The following is a 16,371-nucleotide window of genomic DNA, read 5'->3' as shown; positions in this document are numbered from 1 at the left end:
CTCCTCCCTACGACCCAAGCCCGCGACGGTAATCTCGAAGTAGACACACCTACTGTGAGGACGCCCGCGATGACGATGGATTTCAACAGTCCGGATTTCGGTGCCCGGACACCCGTTCCCACATCGAAACCCCCGTCGGTGTGGAAGCAGTCGGCCGTGCTGATCGGCGGATTTGTCCTGGCGTTGTATGTCATCGAAATTGTGGACGCCATTTCCGGGCAGCACATCCAAAATGCCGGAGTCACACCTCGCACTTTGGACGGACTCTGGGGCATTCTCTTTGCACCGGTGCTTCACGACGACTGGGCGCACCTGATTGCGAACACAATTCCGGTGCTGATTCTCGGCTATCTCGTACTCGTCTCGGGGATTTCCCGTGGGCTGGAGGCAACCGGGATCATCTGGGTGGTCGGGGGCGTCGGAACGTGGCTTTTTGCCGGGGCGAATTCGAATCACGTCGGGGCATCCGTACTCATCTTCGGTTGGGTCACGTACCTCTTGGTTCGAGGATTCTTCACACGAAGTTTCACTCAGATCCTGATCGGGGTTGTTGTCTTCGTGATCTACGGCGGAGTGCTGTGGGGCGTGTTGCCCAGTGATCCGCAGGTTTCGTGGCAGGGGCACTTGTTCGGCGCGATTGGTGGCGTCGTGGCTGCGTGGGCACTTGCGTCAGGTGATCGAACCAAGCGGGCCGGCGCTGTAACTTCGGCCTGACCAGGCACTTTCGATACGGACGTGGGTCACACCCGTCGGCGGGTGTGACTTCGACTCGCAAAAACGGACGGGAGCTTTTTTGTTCGTGGGTAGACGTGGCAGCATGACCCGTATGCGCATGACCGTCCTGGGGTGTTCCGGCAGCGTCTCGGGGCCGGATTCACCGGCTTCGGGCTACTTGCTCACGGCGCCGGGTACCCCGCCGCTCGTCATAGATTTCGGCCCCGGAGTGCTGGGCGCTCTGCAACGTTACGCAGACCCCGGCGAGGCGACGATCCTGCTCTCGCATCTGCACGCCGATCATTGTCTCGACATGCCGAGCCTGCTCGTGTGGCGTCGCTACCATCCCAATCGGCCCGAAGGTCGCGCACTGGTTTACGGCCCGACTGATACCGCCTGCCGGATCGGGACTTCGTCCGCAGAATGTGCCGGAGAAATCGATGACATCTCCGACACCATCGACTTGAGATTGTGGGCCGAGAACGAGCCCGTCACCTTCGGTGAACTGACCGTCGTTCCGAGCCGGATGAACCATCCTCCCGAGGCCTACGGATTCCGAGTTACCGATGCTGCCGGGAAGGTTCTCGTCTACACCGGCGACACCGGAATGTGCGACAACGTCGTCGAACTTGCCCGAGGCGCCGACGTGTTGCTGTCCGAGGCGTCGTGGACCGACAGTCCTGATCGCCCCGCGGGCATTCATCTGTCGGGAAAGGAAGCCGGCCGCGTCGCCGCTCTGGCCGGTGTGAAGGAACTTCTCCTGACGCACATCCCGCCATGGACGTCCCGCGAGGACGTCATCGCCGAAGCGAAATCCGAATTCTCGGGACCGGTACACGCGGTCTCCGCAGGAAGTGTGTACGACATCTGACAGCTGGCCTGCGAGGGACGCTAGGCTCACGAAGGTGACTACACGAGAAGACGGCAGGGCGGACGACGAACTCCGCACGATCAAAATCACCCGCGGGTTCACCAGCCATCCGGCAGGCTCGGTATTGGTCGAGTTCGGGAACACCCGTGTGATGTGTACCGCAAGCGTTCAGGAAGGTGTTCCGCGGTGGCGCAAGGGGTCTGGGCTCGGCTGGCTCACCGCGGAATATGCAATGCTCCCCGCTGCGACACATACGCGCAGTGGACGTGAATCCGTCAAAGGCAAGGTCGGCGGCCGCACCCAGGAAATCAGCCGACTCATCGGTCGATCACTGCGCGCGTGCATCGACCTCGCGGCAATCGGTGAGAACACCATCGCCTTGGACTGCGACGTACTTCAGGCCGACGGCGGAACCCGTACCGCCGCAATCACGGGCGCGTACGTCGCACTGGTCGACGCGGTCACCTACCTGCGTGCCGCCGACCTCTTGAGCGATCCCCAACCGATCTCGTGTGGCATCGCGGCAGTCAGCGTCGGAGTTGTCGACGGGCGTGTGCGATTGGATCTGCCCTACGAGGAAGATTCGCGCGCCGAGGTCGATATGAATGTCGTCGCGACCGACACCGGAACTCTGGTCGAGATCCAGGGCACGGGTGAGGGTGCGACCTTCCCTCGTTCGACTCTCGACAAACTGCTGGACTCCGCACTGGCCGGATGCGAGCAGATATTCGAAATTCAGAAGCTCGCGTTGGCCGAGCCCTACCCGGGTGTACTGCCCGAACCCAAGAACCCGGAACCCAAGAAGAAATTCGGTGCCTGAGCTGTGACTGTCCGAGTGCTGGTTGCCAGCCGAAACGCAAAGAAATTGAAAGAACTCCACCGGGTGCTCGACGCCGCGGGAGTACGCGGCATCGACCTCGTCGGACTCGACGAAGTGCCGCCGTTCCCGGAAGCTCCGGAGACAGGTGCAACGTTCGAAGAGAACGCACTCGCGAAGGCTCGCGATGGTGCTGCCGCTACCGGAATGCCGTGCATTGCAGATGATTCCGGTGTCGAGATCGACGCACTCAACGCAATGCCGGGAGTGTTGTCGGCCCGCTGGTCGGGAACCCACGGTGACGACGGCGCCAACACCGCGCTCGTCCTCGCACAATTGGGCGACGTACCGGATGAGCGTCGCGGAGCGGCATTCGTTTCCGCCTGTGCGCTCGTGATTCCCGGCGGCGACGAGACGGTGGTGCGCGGTGAATGGCGCGGAGTCATCGGCCACGAACCTGCCGGCGACGGAGGGTTCGGTTACGACCCGATCTTCCGCCCCGACGGCGATACCCGCGCCGCTGCGGAATTGACGCCGGCCGAGAAGGACGCGGCTTCACACCGGGGAAGGGCCCTAGTTCAGTTGGTTCCGGCGTTAGCAGCGCTCGCAGGCTGAGCCCACGTACGACGAAGGCCCGTCAGCGCAATTGCGCTGACGGGCCTTCGTTTTGGTCGAGTCAGAGGTTGTAGTCGTTCTTGACCTGAACCGTCCGCTTGTGTTCGACGTAGAACGAAAGGAACGGAATCGTTCCGGCAAGGAGCGTACCCACAGTGCGCATGGCGGGCCATCGGACCTTGACTGCAAGATCGAGTGTGACGATCAGATAGACGAAGTACACCCAGCCGTGAACAACTGCGATCCACGTCGGCAGGTTTTCGACGCCGAAGATGTACTTGGCGACAACCTCAGCGGTAAGCACCAACAACCAGATGCCAGTCGCGTACGCGAGGACGCGGTACCGCAAAAGTGCGGAACGGACCTTCGTCTGCTTGGCTTCATCGACTGCAGGGACAGCGATGTTCGCTTCCTGACCGGTACTCACGTAGTGCTCCTATCGGGCTCGCGAGCGGCGAGCTGCGCAAGGTAGTCGTTGTATTCGAGCATTTGGCGAGCCTCGGGATCATCGACGTCACGTTCGACGTCGTCGAGCTCAGCCTTGGGGCGCTGCGGAAGCAGGTCAGCCGGGATCTCGCGAGGCTCGGCGGCCAACTCTTCGGCAGCAGCCTCTTCCGGATCGACATCCTCGAGTTGCACGAACTTGCGGTATGCGTACACCACAAATGCCGCGAACAGCGGCCACTGCAAGGCATAACCGAGGTTCTGGCCAGTACCGCCCACAGCCTCGAAACGCTCCCACTGCCACCAGCCGAGCGCCAAGCAGCCAGCGGCTGACACAAGAACCAGCGCAATCAGCGCAGGTCGGCGTTTCGTAGCGTTCTTAGGCACACTAAGACGGTACCTGACATGTATTGTGCCGCGCCCTGCGATCTCCGACACTGTGTCGTAGTTGCCGTGCCACGGCGTGTCGTAGAGGCGTGCAGGTTTCCGGTTTCGGAGCAACGGGAAACCCCACATCACCCCTACACAGTGACGGTGCGCAGTGACCCCAGTAGTTACAGAACTCGTTCCCTCGCGGCCCTATCCGAAGCGGCACGGGATCAAGGGTTCGTTCCTCTATTCCGCTGCCACCACCACCGACCCCAAGCAGTTGGGCGTGATGTACCTGGTCACGTCGTTCGCATTCTTCATGTTCGGCGGATTGATGGCTCTGTTGATCCGGACCGAACTCGCCGTTCCGGGCCTCCAGTTTCTCTCGACTGAGCAGTACAACCAGCTCTTCACCATGCATGGCACTATCATGCTGCTGCTGTACGCGACGCCGATCGTCTTCGGTTTCGCGAACTACATTCTGCCGCTGCAAATCGGTGCGCCGGACGTGGCGTTTCCGCGACTGAATGCGTTGAGCTACTGGCTCTACCTGTTCGGTGCGCTCATCACCGTCTCGGGTTTTCTCACACCGGGCGGGGCCGCCGATTTCGGCTGGACCGGATATTCCCCATTGACCAACGCGCTGCATTCGCCCGGCGTCGGTGCCGACCTGTGGATTATGGGGTTGGTGTTGGCCGGCGTCGGGACCATCCTCGGTGGGGTCAACATGATCACCACAGTCATCTGCCTGCGCGCACCCGGAATGACGATGTTCCGGATGCCGATCTTCACCTGGAATGTGTTCATGACAATGATCCTGGTGTTGCTGGCGTTCCCAATTCTGACCGCAGCGCTGATGGGACTGCTCGTGGACCGACACCTCGGCGGTCATATCTTCGATCCCGCAAATGGTGGTGCGATCTTGTGGCAGCACTTGTTCTGGTTCTTCGGGCATCCCGAGGTGTACATCGTGGCGATACCGTTCTTCGGCATCGTGTCGGAGATATTTCCGGTCTTCTCCCGCAAACCGATCTTCGGATACCTCGGGCTGATCTACGCGACCATCGCCATTACCGCTCTCTCGGCGGCGGTCTGGGCCCATCACATGTATGCCACGGGATCTGTTCTGCTGCCCTTCTTTTCGATGATGACCTTCCTCATCGCCGTGCCGACCGGAGTGAAATTTTTCAACTGGATCGGCACGATGTGGAAGGGGCAGTTGACCTTCGAATCGCCGATGCTGTTCTCGATCGGCTTTCTGGTCACCTTCCTCTTCGGTGGCCTTTCCGGCGTAATTCTGGCGAGTCCGCCACTCGACTTCCACGTCACCGATTCGTATTTTCTCGTAGCGCACTTCCACTACGTTCTCTTCGGAACCATCGTCTTCGCGAGCTACGCCGGGATCTACTTCTGGTTTCCGAAAATGACCGGACGATTCATGAACGAACGTCTCGGCAAATGGCATTTCTGGACGACCTTCGTCGGTTTCCATATGACGTTTCTGGTCCAACATTGGCTCGGCGCCGAAGGTATGCCGCGTCGGTATGCGGATTACCTGCCGTCGGATGGATTCACCACCCTGAACTCCATCTCCACGATCGGTTCGTTTGTCCTCGGGGCGTCGCTGTTGCCCTTTGTCTGGAACGTTTTCACGTCCTATCGATACGGGGAGGTTGTGACGGTCGACGACCCGTGGGGGTTCGGCAATTCACTCGAATGGGCAACCACCTGTCCGCCGCCGCGGCACAACTTCATCGAACTACCCCGAATTCGCAGCGAACGACCAGCGTTCGAACTGCACTACCCACATATGGTTGAACGGATGAGAGCAGAAGAGCACGCCGGTAGAAGGCCGCCGAGAAAAACAGGTGAACCCAACCTTTCGGCGGGCCCACCTGCTGTGAGTTCTTGAATCGAACTCTTTCTTGTGCGCGAGGGGGGACTTGAACCCCCACGTCCTGAGACACTGGAACCTAAATCCAGCGCGTCTGCCAATTCCGCCACTCGCGCGCGGAATTCAAAGGATACGCGACTGCAGTACCTGCCGCAGTCACCACCCTGGCATAGCGGACTCGGCACCCACTCGAATAGCGAAACCCCAGATCAAGCCGATTCGGCGAGGACGACCGCCACGACAGGTTTTGATTGTCGTCGAGGTTGCTCGGCAGTGCGTTGATACCGCCAGGCCGCGTGGGTCAGGGTTGAGATTGATACGCCCAGTTCGTGGGCCACTGCCGTCAGAAGTGCCGTCGCGTCCACGGTGCTCAGTTGTTCCTCGCTCCCGACTGCTTCGGTGGCGAACCGCGTCAGTAGGTCGAGTGAATCCGGTGTGAGTGTGCCGGAAAGGAACAGCAGCAGTTCGAAGGTGCGCACTCCCAGTCCGGGAACGGAAATGACGGCGTCTCGATGTGCGTCGGTGTCGCTGATGTCATTGCTGCCGGTGCATTCCGCTGTGATCAGTGCAGCAGCAGCGCGGGCAGCGCCCTCGGCTTTGGTGGAGTAATTGCCCGGCACTCGCTGACGGTTGCCGAGGATGGTCGCCAGTTCGTCTCCGCGGTCTGCGAAAGCTGCGAGTGCGGCTAGATCGTCGAGCGGCGTACTCGACTGGCGGTAGTCCCGCCATTTCGCAATGACGGCCCGGACGCCGGTGGAGGGCGTCCCGTAGGCGGCGCGAGCCGAGAAGATCGCGTCGAGAATTGCGGCTTCTGCTTCCTGTGGCCAGCCGTCGTTCCAATGTGGCCAGGCGGCGAGTGGTAGCTCGCTTTCGATGAAGCTGACGACTGTCTGTGTGTTGGTGATACCCATAATTTCTCCCCCCAGAGAATGTGGTCCGAATGGACGCGCTCAACGTAGCGAAGGGGTACGACAGGTTTTGCCGTAGAACGCACGGGACGCGCCAACCGTCAAGAGGGTCACGAATTGGTAACAATAAATATGAGGGGTTCCTCAGGTTTGTGGAAATGCAAGTAACAGTCCCTGGCAGGGGCTTTGTGACCTACTCGCGAGTCACTTTCTCGGCATGCGGTGAGGAAGATCACCGCCGGGAAAGTCCAGTAATCCGCCCCGCTGGCAAACGTGAGGAAATCCTCATGATCCTGTGCAAACCTTGTTGTGCACGGAGGCCTTGATCATGCCGATTTTTTCGGTGGATACGCGAGCAATTCGCCCCGGGCAGGACACTGCAAATCCCACCTCGCCGCAGAGGTGACCAGGAGAGGACGTACGCGTGACGATCGATGACACGACACCTACAGGAAACGGACGCGACTCGAAGGACGGACGCCGCGTTGGCGTCGACGGGGGAGTTTCTCGCACGACCAGCAAAGGTGCCCTCGTCGATTCACTGAACAACGGACTCCCGTACGCGGTTGCGTTCGGTGGGCAGGGTGCTCCGTGGCTCAGCACGCTCGAAGAACTCAGCCGCGACAACGGTCTCGAGCCGGTTCTGACCGATCTGGTCAACGATGCAGCTGCGCGCCTCGCTCCCGTTGCTCAGGATCTCGTGGTTGTGCGCCCGATCGGTTTCGATCCGATCGCGTGGATGCTCGAAGCCGAGATCGTGGACGAAGAAGAAGGTGAGAAGCCGGCAGGACCGTCTGCTGCAGCACTCACCGCGGCACCAGTTTCACTTCCCGGTGTGTTCCTCACGCAGCTTGCGGCGTTGCGTGCGCTCACTGCGCAGGGTCTCGATACCGCCGTTCATGCGCCCGTTTCTGTCATCGGCCACTCGCAGGGCGTTCTTGCGACCGCTGCCGTTGCCGCTCGTGGAAACGACGACGGGGAACTTCTGGCCGTCGCACAGCTCGTCGGTGCTGCAGCCAGCCTGGTCGGACGTCGCCGCGGAATCATCGCGAGTGCCGCCGGCAAGCCGATGGTTGCAGTATCCAACGTCGATCCCGAGCGACTGGCCGCTGTAGTTGCCGAACTGGCCGAGACCACGACGCCCGACCGCGCAGCTGTTCTCGCCATCCGTAACGGCCGCCGCCGCGTTGTCCTCGCCGGACCTCCCGCTCAGCTTGCGCGTGTTCAGGAACGCTGCGAGCAGATCGAAGCTGAAGAAGCGCGTGAACGCGAAGGCAAGAAGCGTGGCGGTTCGGTATTCGCGCCGTCCTTCGACCCGCTCGATACCGAGATCGGCTTCCACCACCCGGCACTTGCCGACGCCATCGACCTGGTCGGTAGCTGGGCAATCCGCTGCGGCCTGGACGCAGATCGCGCCCGCGCACTCGCGCAGGCAGTGCTCGTCGATCCGGTCGACTGGGTACAGGAAGTTGATGGCGCCATCGAGGCCGGCGCACAGTGGATCCTCGATCTCGGACCGAGTGACCAGCTGACCCGCATGACGGCGTCGTCGCTGCGCGGACAGGGCATCGGCATCATCGCTGCTGCCACTCGCGGCGGACACCGCAACCTGCTCACTCCCGGTGCTACGCCTGAGGTCTCACGTTCGTGGACCGAATTCGCGCCCAAGCCGGTTACGTTGCCCGGTGGACGCATCGGCGTCGAGACCGCCTTCACGAAGCTGACCGGTCGCTCGCCGATCCTGCTCGCCGGCATGACGCCGACGACAGTCGACGCCAAGATCGTTGCTGCCGCAGCAAACGCCGGCCACTGGGCCGAGCTCGCCGGTGGTGGCCAGGTCACCGAAGAAATCTTCGAAGACCGTGTCGCAGAACTGAAGATGCTGCTCGAACCGGGCCGCGCGATCCAGTTCAACTCCCTCTTCCTCGACCCGTACCTGTGGAAGCTGCAGCTCGGTGGCAAGCGCCTCGTGCAGCGCGCTCGCACCGCCGGTGCACCCATCGACGGTGTCATCGTCACCGCCGGAATCCCGGAACTCGAAGAGGCAGTTGCCCTTATCGACGAGCTCTCCGAAATCGGCATCACCAACATCGCGTTCAAGCCCGGCACCGTGGCGCAGATCCGCTCCGTGATCCGCATTGCCAACGAGGTTCCGAACTTCCCGGTCATCGTCCATATCGAAGGCGGCCGCGCCGGCGGACACCACTCGTGGGAAGACCTCGACGACCTGCTTCTCGACACCTACGCCGAACTGCGTGCGCGTCCGAACCTGGTCATCTGCGTCGGCGGCGGCATCGGAACACCCGAGCGCGCAGCTGATTACCTGACCGGCCGTTGGTCGGCCGCAGCCGGCTTCCCGGCAATGCCCGTCGACGGCATCCTCGTCGGAACCGCTGCCATGGCAACGCTCGAGGCAACCACCTCGCCCGAGGTCAAGCAGCTTCTGGTCGACACACCGGGTACCCCGGACTGGGTCGGCGCCGGCACTGCCGAAGGCGGAATGGCTTCGGGCCGTAGCCAACTCGGTGCCGACATTCACGAGATCGACAATGCCGCTTCGCGCACCGGACGCCTCCTCGACGAGGTCGCCGGTGATTCCGACGCCGTTGCCGAGCGTCGTGACGAAATCATTGCCGCGCTCAACGTCACGGCCAAGCCGTACTTCGGTGACGTCGAGACAATGACGTACGCGCAGTGGTTGCGTCGTTACCTCGAGCTGACCGTCGGCATCGATGCTGCCAAGGAATTCGACTGCGGCGCAGACCTGCAGGACGCAATTGCCGAGGCAACGTCGAGCCCGTGGCTCGATATCAGCTGGCGTGCACGCTTCGGCGAAATGCTGCAGCGCGCCGAGGCTCGTCTGCACCCGGTCGACCGTGGCCCCATCCCGACCCTGTTCGCTGACGCTGCAACGCTCGAGCGTCCCGAGGCTGCGATCTGCGCTCTGCAGGCGTCGTACCCGGACTACAACACCACGGTTCTGCACCCGGCCGACATCTCGTTCTTCATCTCCCTGTGCAAGACGCCGGGCAAGCCCGTCAACTTCGTACCGGTTGTCGACGGCGACGTACGTCGCTGGTGGCGTAGCGATTCCCTGTGGCAGGCACACGATCCGCGGTACACCGCCGATCAGGTCTGCGTCATCCCCGGAACTGTTGCCGTTGCCGGCATCACCGAGGTCGACGAGCCCGTCGGCGCCCTGCTCGATCGCTTCGAGAAGGCCACGTACGACGAGTTGGTCGCTGCCGGAACAACTCCGGTGACCCTCGCGAGCCGTCGTCACCAGGATGCCGCTCCCGGACTGCTCGACGCTGTTCTCTCGGCACCAGATCTCCAGTGGGCCGGTCGTCTGACCCAGAACCCGGTCCGTCGCCTCGGCGATCTCGATCAGTGGTCCGCTCAGTCGGCAGAAAAGGCTGTTCACGGCACTACCGGTGCGAGCCTGACCGTCGTCGACGAGGCGCACGTTCTGCTTTCGGTTCCGTTGGTGGCAGACAAGTCCGTTGACATCACCATCACCATCCCGGCATCCGTCGTCGACGGTGGCGCTCCGGTTGTCACCGAGGCCGATGCCGAAGCTGCGATGTCCGCACTCCTGGCAGTTGCTGCCGGACAGGAACTTCCGACCGTCAAGAACGGCACGGCGCGCGTCAATGTCGCGTGGGTTCCCGATCGCATCGCCGATCATGCCGGTGTCACCGGTTCCGGTCTGCCCGCGTCGCTGAGCGTCAGTGGTAAGGCTGTTCCGGACGTCGTCGTCGGAGCTTGCTGGCCTGCTGTCTTCGCCGTGCTCGGCGCAGCCAAGCTCGACAGTCTCTCCGTCATCGAAGGCATGCTCGATCTGGTTCACCTGGATCACACCGTCGAACTTGTCGGTGAGCTGCCCTCCGAGACAAGCATTCTTGTTGTCAACGCCGAGGTTGCTTCGGTTCTCGATACCGACCTCGGTCGTGTTGTCGAGGTCAAGGTCGAGGTTGGCGCCATGCTCGGTGAGGGCCTCGACGCCCCCGCCGTGGTCACCATGACCGAGCGCTTCGCCATCCGTGGACGCACCGGCGCCGGCGAACTCGCCGACCCGGCACGCGCCGGCGGATCGATCACCGACGCTGCCATCGACACCCCGCGTCGTCGTCGCCGTGACGCCAAGATCCTGGCTCCGGTCAGCATGGGCGCTTTCGCCCAGGTCTCCGGTGACCACAACCCGATCCACACGTCCGACAACGCCGCACTGTTGGCCGGCCTCGGAAGCCCGATCGTGCACGGCATGTGGCTTTCCGCTGCAGCCCAGCAGGTTGTCACCGCAGTCGATCCCAGCGAAACCCGCACTCCGCCGCGTCGTCTGACCGCGTGGACCGCTCGCTTCCTCGGCATGGTTCGCCCCGGCGCCACGATCGACGTTCGTGTCGATCGGGTCGGCATCGATCAGGGTGCCGAAATCGTCGAGGTCGGTTGCCGCATCGACGGCGAACTCGTCATGGTCGCCACGGGACGCACCGCCGCCCCGAAGACTGTCTACGCGTTCCCCGGTCAGGGCATCCAGCGTCCGGGCATGGGCCTCGACGCCCGTGCTCGCTCCAAGGCTGCTCGTGAGATCTGGGATCGTGCCGACAAGCACACCCGTAAGGCTCTCGGATTCTCCATTCTTGCTGTGGTGCGCGACAACCCGGTGATCGTCAAGGCTCGCGGTGTCGAGCACAAGCATCCCGACGGTGTTCTGCACCTGACGCAGTTCACTCAGGTCGCGATGGCGGTTCTCGGTGTTGCCCAGGTTGCAGAACTGCGTGAGTCGGGCGCCTTCGTCGAGGGTGCACTGCTGGCCGGTCACTCGGTCGGTGAGTACAACGCTCTCGCAGCCGTCGCCGGAGTTCTGCCTCTCGAGGCTGTGCTCGAAGTTGTGTTCCAGCGTGGTTCGGCCATGCATGCTCTGGTGCCGCGCGACGAGGCTGGTCGTTCCAACTACCGCCTTTCCGCAATCCGTCCCTCGCAGATCGGCGTTGCCGACGAGGATCTGAAGGACTTCGTCGATTCGGTTGCTGCCGCGTCGAGCGAATACCTCGAGATCGTCAACCTGAACCTGCGTGGCTCGCAGTACGCGATCGCCGGCACCATCGCCGGTCTCGAGGCTCTCGAGAAGGAAATCGACATCCGCCGTGCTGCTTTCGGTGGCAAGCGCGCCTACATCCAGATCCCGGGCATCGACGTTCCGTTCCACTCCACGGTTTTGCGTGGCGGTGTAGACGATTTCCGTCGCGTCCTTCTGGATCTGCTTCCGCAGGACATCGATCCGGCCATCCTGATCGGCCGCTACATCCCGAACCTGGTTCCCAAGCCGTTCTCGCTGCGACGTGAGTTCGTGCAGGAGATCGCCGATCTGGTTCCGTCCGAGCCACTTCAGGCGGTGCTCGCAGATTTCGACAATGCCGCGAAGCATCCTTCTGATCTGGCACGCACCATCCTCAGTGAATTGTTGGCCTGGCAGTTCGCCAGCCCGGTTCGCTGGATCGAGACGCAGGATCTGCTCTTCGCCGACGAAGCTGACGGCGGTCTCGGAGTCGAGCGCTTCATCGAAATCGGTTTGGGCGCAGTCCCGACCGTCGCGAACCTTGCGTCGCAGACCCTCAAGCTGCCGGGCCGCTTCGGTTACCCGGTCGAGGTCCTGAACATCGAGCGTGAAGCCGGAATCGTTTACGGCACGGACGTCGATCCGGCTGTCGACGACGATGACGACGTGGAAGCACCCGCTGCTGCTGCTCCGACTGCCGCCGCCGCTCCGGCTGCTGCTGCCGCTCCGGTCGCCACATCCAGCGGGCCGCGTCCGGACGATCTCACCTTCAAGGCGCCTGACGCCACCAAGGTTCTGATCAGCCTCTGGACCAAGCTGCGTCCCGATCAGGTCGGCCCTGCTGACACGATAGAGGCACTGTGCGACGGAGTTTCCTCACGTCGTAACCAGCTCCTCGTCGACCTCGGCTCCGAGCTTTCTCTCGGCGCCATCGACGGTGCGGCAGATGCGGACATGGGCTCGCTCGGCGCCACCGTCGACAAGTTGGCTCGTACGTACAAGCCGTTCGGACCGGTTCTTTCCGATTCGATCAACGATCACCTCCGCAAGGTCTTCGGACCTTCGGGCAAGCGCCCCGGCTACATTGCCGACCGTGTCAAGAAGGTTTGGGAGCTGGGCGACGGCTGGGCACATCACGTCACCGCAGCGGTTGCGCTCGGTACTCGTGACGGCGCCAGCATCCGCGGCGGCGACCTCGGTGGACTGAGCTCCGGCGCACTTGCCGACGCAGCAGCTGTGGACGCTGTCATCGACAGCGCTGTGGCTTCGGTCGGCGCGGCTCGCGGCGTCAGTGTTGCTCTGCCGGCTACCGGCGGCGGCAGCGGCGGAACCGTCGACGCAGCAGCCCTCGGCGAATTCACCGAGAACATCACAGGCCGTAACGGCGTTCTGGCTTCGGCTGCACGCCTCGTGCTCGAGCAGCTCGGCCTCAATGAAGAAGCTGCTGTCGCAACGGTCGAAGACACCGAACTGGTCGATCTCGTATCGGCTGAGCTCGGTTCCGACTGGCCGCGTCTGGTTGCTCCGGCATTCGACGCCCAGAAGGCAGTTCTGCTCGACGACCGTTGGGCAAGTGCGCGTGAGGATCTGGCCCGCATCTGGCTCGGCAGCGAAACACTGTCGGTCGAGAACTTCATCGGATCGGGTTCCACCGTTGCCGCCCAGGCGAAGTGGTGGGCTACCCGCGCAACCGACGAAGGCCGCACGACGCTGGCCGAGGTCTACACCCGCATCGCTGACGCCGCTGTCACCGCCGAGTCGGACGCACCCGAATGGGCCGGCGAGGTCGCAGTCGTGACCGGCGCCAGCAAGGGCTCCATCGCTGCATCGGTCACCGGCAAGCTCCTGGCCGGCGGCGCAACGGTATTCGTCACCACCTCACGTCTGGACGGCAAGCGTCTCGGCTTCTACCGCGACCTGTACCGCGAAAACGCTCGCGCCGGTGCTGCCCTCTGGGTGGTTCCCGCCAACATGGCGTCGTACACGGACGTCGATGCACTGATCGACTGGATCGGCAACGACGCCACCGAAAATGCCGGTGGCGCAAAGAAGCTGATCAAGCCGGCCATGACGCCGACGATGCTGTTCCCGTTCGCGGCTCCTCGCGTCGGCGGCGAGCTTTCCGACGCCGGTGCTCGCGCCGAAATGGAAATGCGCGTACTCCTGTGGTCGGTGGAGCGCCTGATCGGTGGTCTGTCGAAGATCGGCTACGACAGCGATGTCGACACGCACCTGCACGTAGTTCTGCCCGGTTCACCGAACCGCGGAACGTTCGGTGGCGACGGCGCTTACGGTGAGGCCAAGGCTTCACTGATCGCTGTGGTCAACCGTTGGAAGGCCGAGCGCAACTGGGCCGAGCGAGTCACGTTGGCACACGCCATCATCGGTTGGGTCCGCGGAACCGGCCTGATGGGCCACAACGACCCGATCGTCGACGCTGTCGAAGCTGCCGGTGTCCGCACCTGGTCCACCCAGGAAATGGCGACCGAACTGCTGAAGACGGCTACCGCCGAGTCGCGTCGTAGCGCTGCGAAGGCACCGCTCGAAATCGACTTGACCGGTGGACTTTCCGAGGCGAACCTCGATCTGGGTGCTTTGGCTCGCGAAGCTGCCGACGTTGCAGAACTGGCGGAGGCAGTGGACGAAGCCGTCGACGAGAGCAGCATCCTGGCACTGCCGGCGCCCGCTCGAATCGATGCCACGATCAAGGCTCCGAGCTGGCCCGAACTCGACACCAATCCTTCGGACCTCGTGGTCATCGTCGGCGCCGGCGAGCTCGGCCCCTACGGTTCCTCGCGTACCCGCTTCGAGATGGAGGTCGACGAGCAGCTTTCTGCCGCCGGCGTTCTGGAGCTTGCGTGGAACACCGGACTGATCGTCTGGGAGAACGACCCCAAGGCAGGTTGGTACGACGTCGAATCCGGTGACCTGGTGCCCGAGGCGGAAATCGCCGACAAGTACCACGACACCGTCGTCGAGCGTTGCGGCATCCGTCGCTACGTCGACGAAGGCCACATGATCGACAACACCGCGCCGCTGCTTACTTCTGTGTTCCTGGACAAGGATCTGAGCTTCGTGGTCGGCAGTGAGGCAGAGGCGCAGGCCTTCGTCGAGTCCGATCCCGAGAACACCGTGGCGTCGGTTTCTGCCGAGTCCGGTGACTGGACGGTCACGCGCCGCGCCGGCACCGAGATCCGCGTCCCGCGCAAGATGAAGCTGACCCGCAGTGTGGGCGGCCAGATTCCGACCAACTTCGACGTCACCAAGTGGGGCATCCCCGCTGACATGGCAGGTTCGGTCGACCGCGTCGGACTCTGGAACATCGTTGCAACGGTGGACGCATTCCTCACGGGCGGCTTCACTCCGAGTGAACTGCTCCGCTGGGTTCACCCGAGCTTGGTTGCCAACACGCAGGGCACCGGCATGGGCGGCATGACGTCCATGAGGAGTCTGTACATCGACACGTTGCTCGGCGAGAACCGCCCCAACGACATCCTGCAGGAAGCACTGCCGAATGTTATTGCGGCGCACGTCGTTCAGTCGTACGTCGGCGGCTACGGCTCGATGGTTCACCCCGTCGCAGCCTGCGCTACCGCTGCAGTGTCGGTCGAAGAAGGCGTCGACAAGATCCGTTTGGGCAAGGCCACGCTGGTTGTTGCCGGCGGCTTCGACGACTTGAGCGCGGAAGGCATCATCGGCTTCGGTGACATGTCGGCCACGGCCAAGACGTCCGACATGCACGCCAAGGGCATCGAGGATCGCCGCTTCTCGCGGGCCAACGATCGCCGACGTGGTGGCTTCGTCGAGTCTGCCGGTGGCGGCACGATCCTGCTCGCTCGTGGTGACCTGGCACTGGAAATGGGCTTGCCCGTTCTCGGCGTCGTCGCCTGGGCCGGTTCGTTTGCCGACGGTGTCCACACCTCGATCCCGGCTCCGGGAATCGGCGCGCTGGGTGCCGGACGCGGCGGTCCGGATTCGCAGCTCGCTCTGTCACTGAACGCTCTGGGTGTTACCGCAGACGACATCGCGGTCATCTCCAAGCACGACACCTCCACTGCCGCCAACGATCCCAACGAGGCGGAACTGCACGAGCGCCTCGCCGGAGCACTGGGACGCAGTGAAGGTGCCCCGATGTTCGTCGTCTCGCAGAAGAGCCTGACCGGACACGCCAAGGGTGGTGCCGCAGCCTTCCAGCTGATCGGTCTCTGCCAGGTGCTGGGCCAGGGCGTCATCCCGCCGAACCGCAGCCTCGACTGCGTCGACGACAAGATGGCCGAGTTCGAACACCTCGTGTGGGCACGTCAGCCGCTCAAGTTCGGTGAGCAGCTTCCGCTGCGCGCCGGCCTGCTGACCAGCCTCGGCTTCGGTCACGTCTCCGGACTGATCGCGGTTGTCCACCCGCAGGCATTTGTCGAGTCGGTACCGGTCGCCAAGCGTGAGGCGTACCTTGCCGCCGCGCAGCAGCGCACCATCGACGGTCAGCGTCGCCTCGCCAAGGCGATGTGCGGCGGCGACAGCCTCTACGAGCGTCCCGCAGATCGTCGCCTCGGCGCCGACGGAACGCCCGCGAAGGCATCGCGTCAGCTCGAAGCGGACATGCTCCTGAGTGAGGATGCACGCCTGGGCGCCGACGATCGTTACCGCTCGAACCTGCCCGGCTGCAAGTAGCAATAACGG

9 protein-coding genes and 1 tRNA gene are annotated in these 16,371 nt (G+C 63.1%); 6 read left to right on the top strand and 4 right to left on the bottom strand.

Going from position 1 to position 16,371, the window contains the following annotated elements; genetic code table 11:
• The first annotated feature begins 69 nt into the window (after nt 1-69).
• The 4 genes from BDB13_RS24095 to rdgB all read left to right on the top strand — a co-directional run bounded on the left by BDB13_RS24095 (nt 70) and on the right by rdgB (nt 3,017).
• Nucleotides 70-714 (top strand): rhomboid family intramembrane serine protease, encoded by a 645-nt coding sequence (locus BDB13_RS24095; RefSeq protein WP_094274025.1) that lies wholly within the window; start codon nt 70-72, stop codon nt 712-714.
• A 112-nt stretch (nt 715-826) separates the two neighbouring features.
• On the top strand, nt 827-1,585 hold the full coding sequence (locus BDB13_RS24090) for a cyclic nucleotide-degrading phosphodiesterase (RefSeq protein ID WP_169634653.1): 759 nt from the start codon (nt 827-829) through the stop codon (nt 1,583-1,585).
• Between the two features lie 34 nt (nt 1,586-1,619).
• A complete protein-coding gene (rph, locus tag BDB13_RS24085) occupies nt 1,620-2,405 on the top strand; it encodes a ribonuclease PH (RefSeq protein WP_094274023.1) in 786 nt (261 codons plus the stop codon).
• A 3-nt stretch (nt 2,406-2,408) separates the two neighbouring features.
• Nucleotides 2,409-3,017, top strand: a complete 609-nt coding sequence (gene rdgB, locus BDB13_RS24080) for an RdgB/HAM1 family non-canonical purine NTP pyrophosphatase (protein ID WP_094274022.1) — start codon at nt 2,409-2,411, stop codon at nt 3,015-3,017.
• A gap of 61 nt (nt 3,018-3,078) precedes the next feature.
• Here the strand turns inward: rdgB and BDB13_RS24075 are convergent, their stop codons facing one another.
• Both BDB13_RS24075 and BDB13_RS24070 read right to left on the bottom strand, forming a co-directional pair.
• Nucleotides 3,079-3,444 carry a DUF3817 domain-containing protein gene (locus tag BDB13_RS24075; protein ID WP_094274021.1) on the bottom strand — a complete coding sequence of 122 codons (366 nt, stop codon included), beginning with the start codon at nt 3,442-3,444 and terminating at the stop codon, nt 3,079-3,081.
• Nucleotides 3,441-3,848 carry a transcriptional regulator gene (locus BDB13_RS24070; protein WP_176459659.1) on the bottom strand — a complete coding sequence of 136 codons (408 nt, stop codon included), beginning with the start codon at nt 3,846-3,848 and terminating at the stop codon, nt 3,441-3,443. The genes BDB13_RS24075 and BDB13_RS24070 overlap by 4 nt, the downstream gene beginning before the upstream one ends.
• Nucleotides 3,849-4,002: 154 nt before the next feature.
• Here BDB13_RS24070 and ctaD point away from each other — a divergent pair, with 154 nt between their 5' ends.
• The gene (gene ctaD, locus BDB13_RS24065) at nt 4,003-5,742 is read left to right on the top strand and encodes an aa3-type cytochrome oxidase subunit I (RefSeq protein WP_094274020.1); all 1,740 of its coding nucleotides are present in this window, start codon (nt 4,003-4,005) and stop codon (nt 5,740-5,742) included.
• 16 nt (nt 5,743-5,758) lie between these two features.
• On the opposite strand, the gene BDB13_RS24060 is transcribed toward ctaD, so the two are convergent.
• Nucleotides 5,759-5,840: transfer RNA gene (locus tag BDB13_RS24060), tRNA-Leu, on the bottom strand.
• A gap of 93 nt (nt 5,841-5,933) precedes the next feature.
• Nucleotides 5,934-6,635: a hypothetical protein gene (locus BDB13_RS24055; RefSeq protein ID WP_094274019.1), complete on the bottom strand. Its 702-nt coding sequence runs from the start codon at nt 6,633-6,635 to the stop codon at nt 5,934-5,936.
• A 421-nt stretch (nt 6,636-7,056) separates the two neighbouring features.
• On the opposite strand from BDB13_RS24055, the gene BDB13_RS24050 reads away from it, so the two are divergent.
• Nucleotides 7,057-16,362 (top strand): type I polyketide synthase, encoded by a 9,306-nt coding sequence (locus BDB13_RS24050; protein WP_094274018.1) that lies wholly within the window; start codon nt 7,057-7,059, stop codon nt 16,360-16,362.
• Nucleotides 16,363-16,371: the final 9 nt, after the last annotated feature.

This window comes from Rhodococcus sp. OK302 (genome assembly GCF_002245895.1).
In the GTDB taxonomy this organism is placed as follows: Bacteria; Actinomycetota; Actinomycetes; order Mycobacteriales; family Mycobacteriaceae; genus Rhodococcus_F.
The sequence above is the reverse complement of the archived record's forward strand: the minus strand, read 5'-3'. Positions and strand labels throughout refer to the sequence as shown.

Bases quoted from the DNA above. Each gene is read 5' to 3' on its own strand.
- BDB13_RS24090 (WP_169634653.1), top strand. From the start codon at position 827: ATGCGCATGACCGTCCTGGGGTGTTCCGGCAGCGTCTCGGGGCCGGAT.
- BDB13_RS24095 (WP_094274025.1), top strand. From the start codon at position 70: ATGACGATGGATTTCAACAGTCCGGATTTCGGTGCCCGGACACCCGTT.
- BDB13_RS24055 (WP_094274019.1), bottom strand. From the start codon at position 6,635: ATGGGTATCACCAACACACAGACAGTCGTCAGCTTCATCGAAAGCGAG.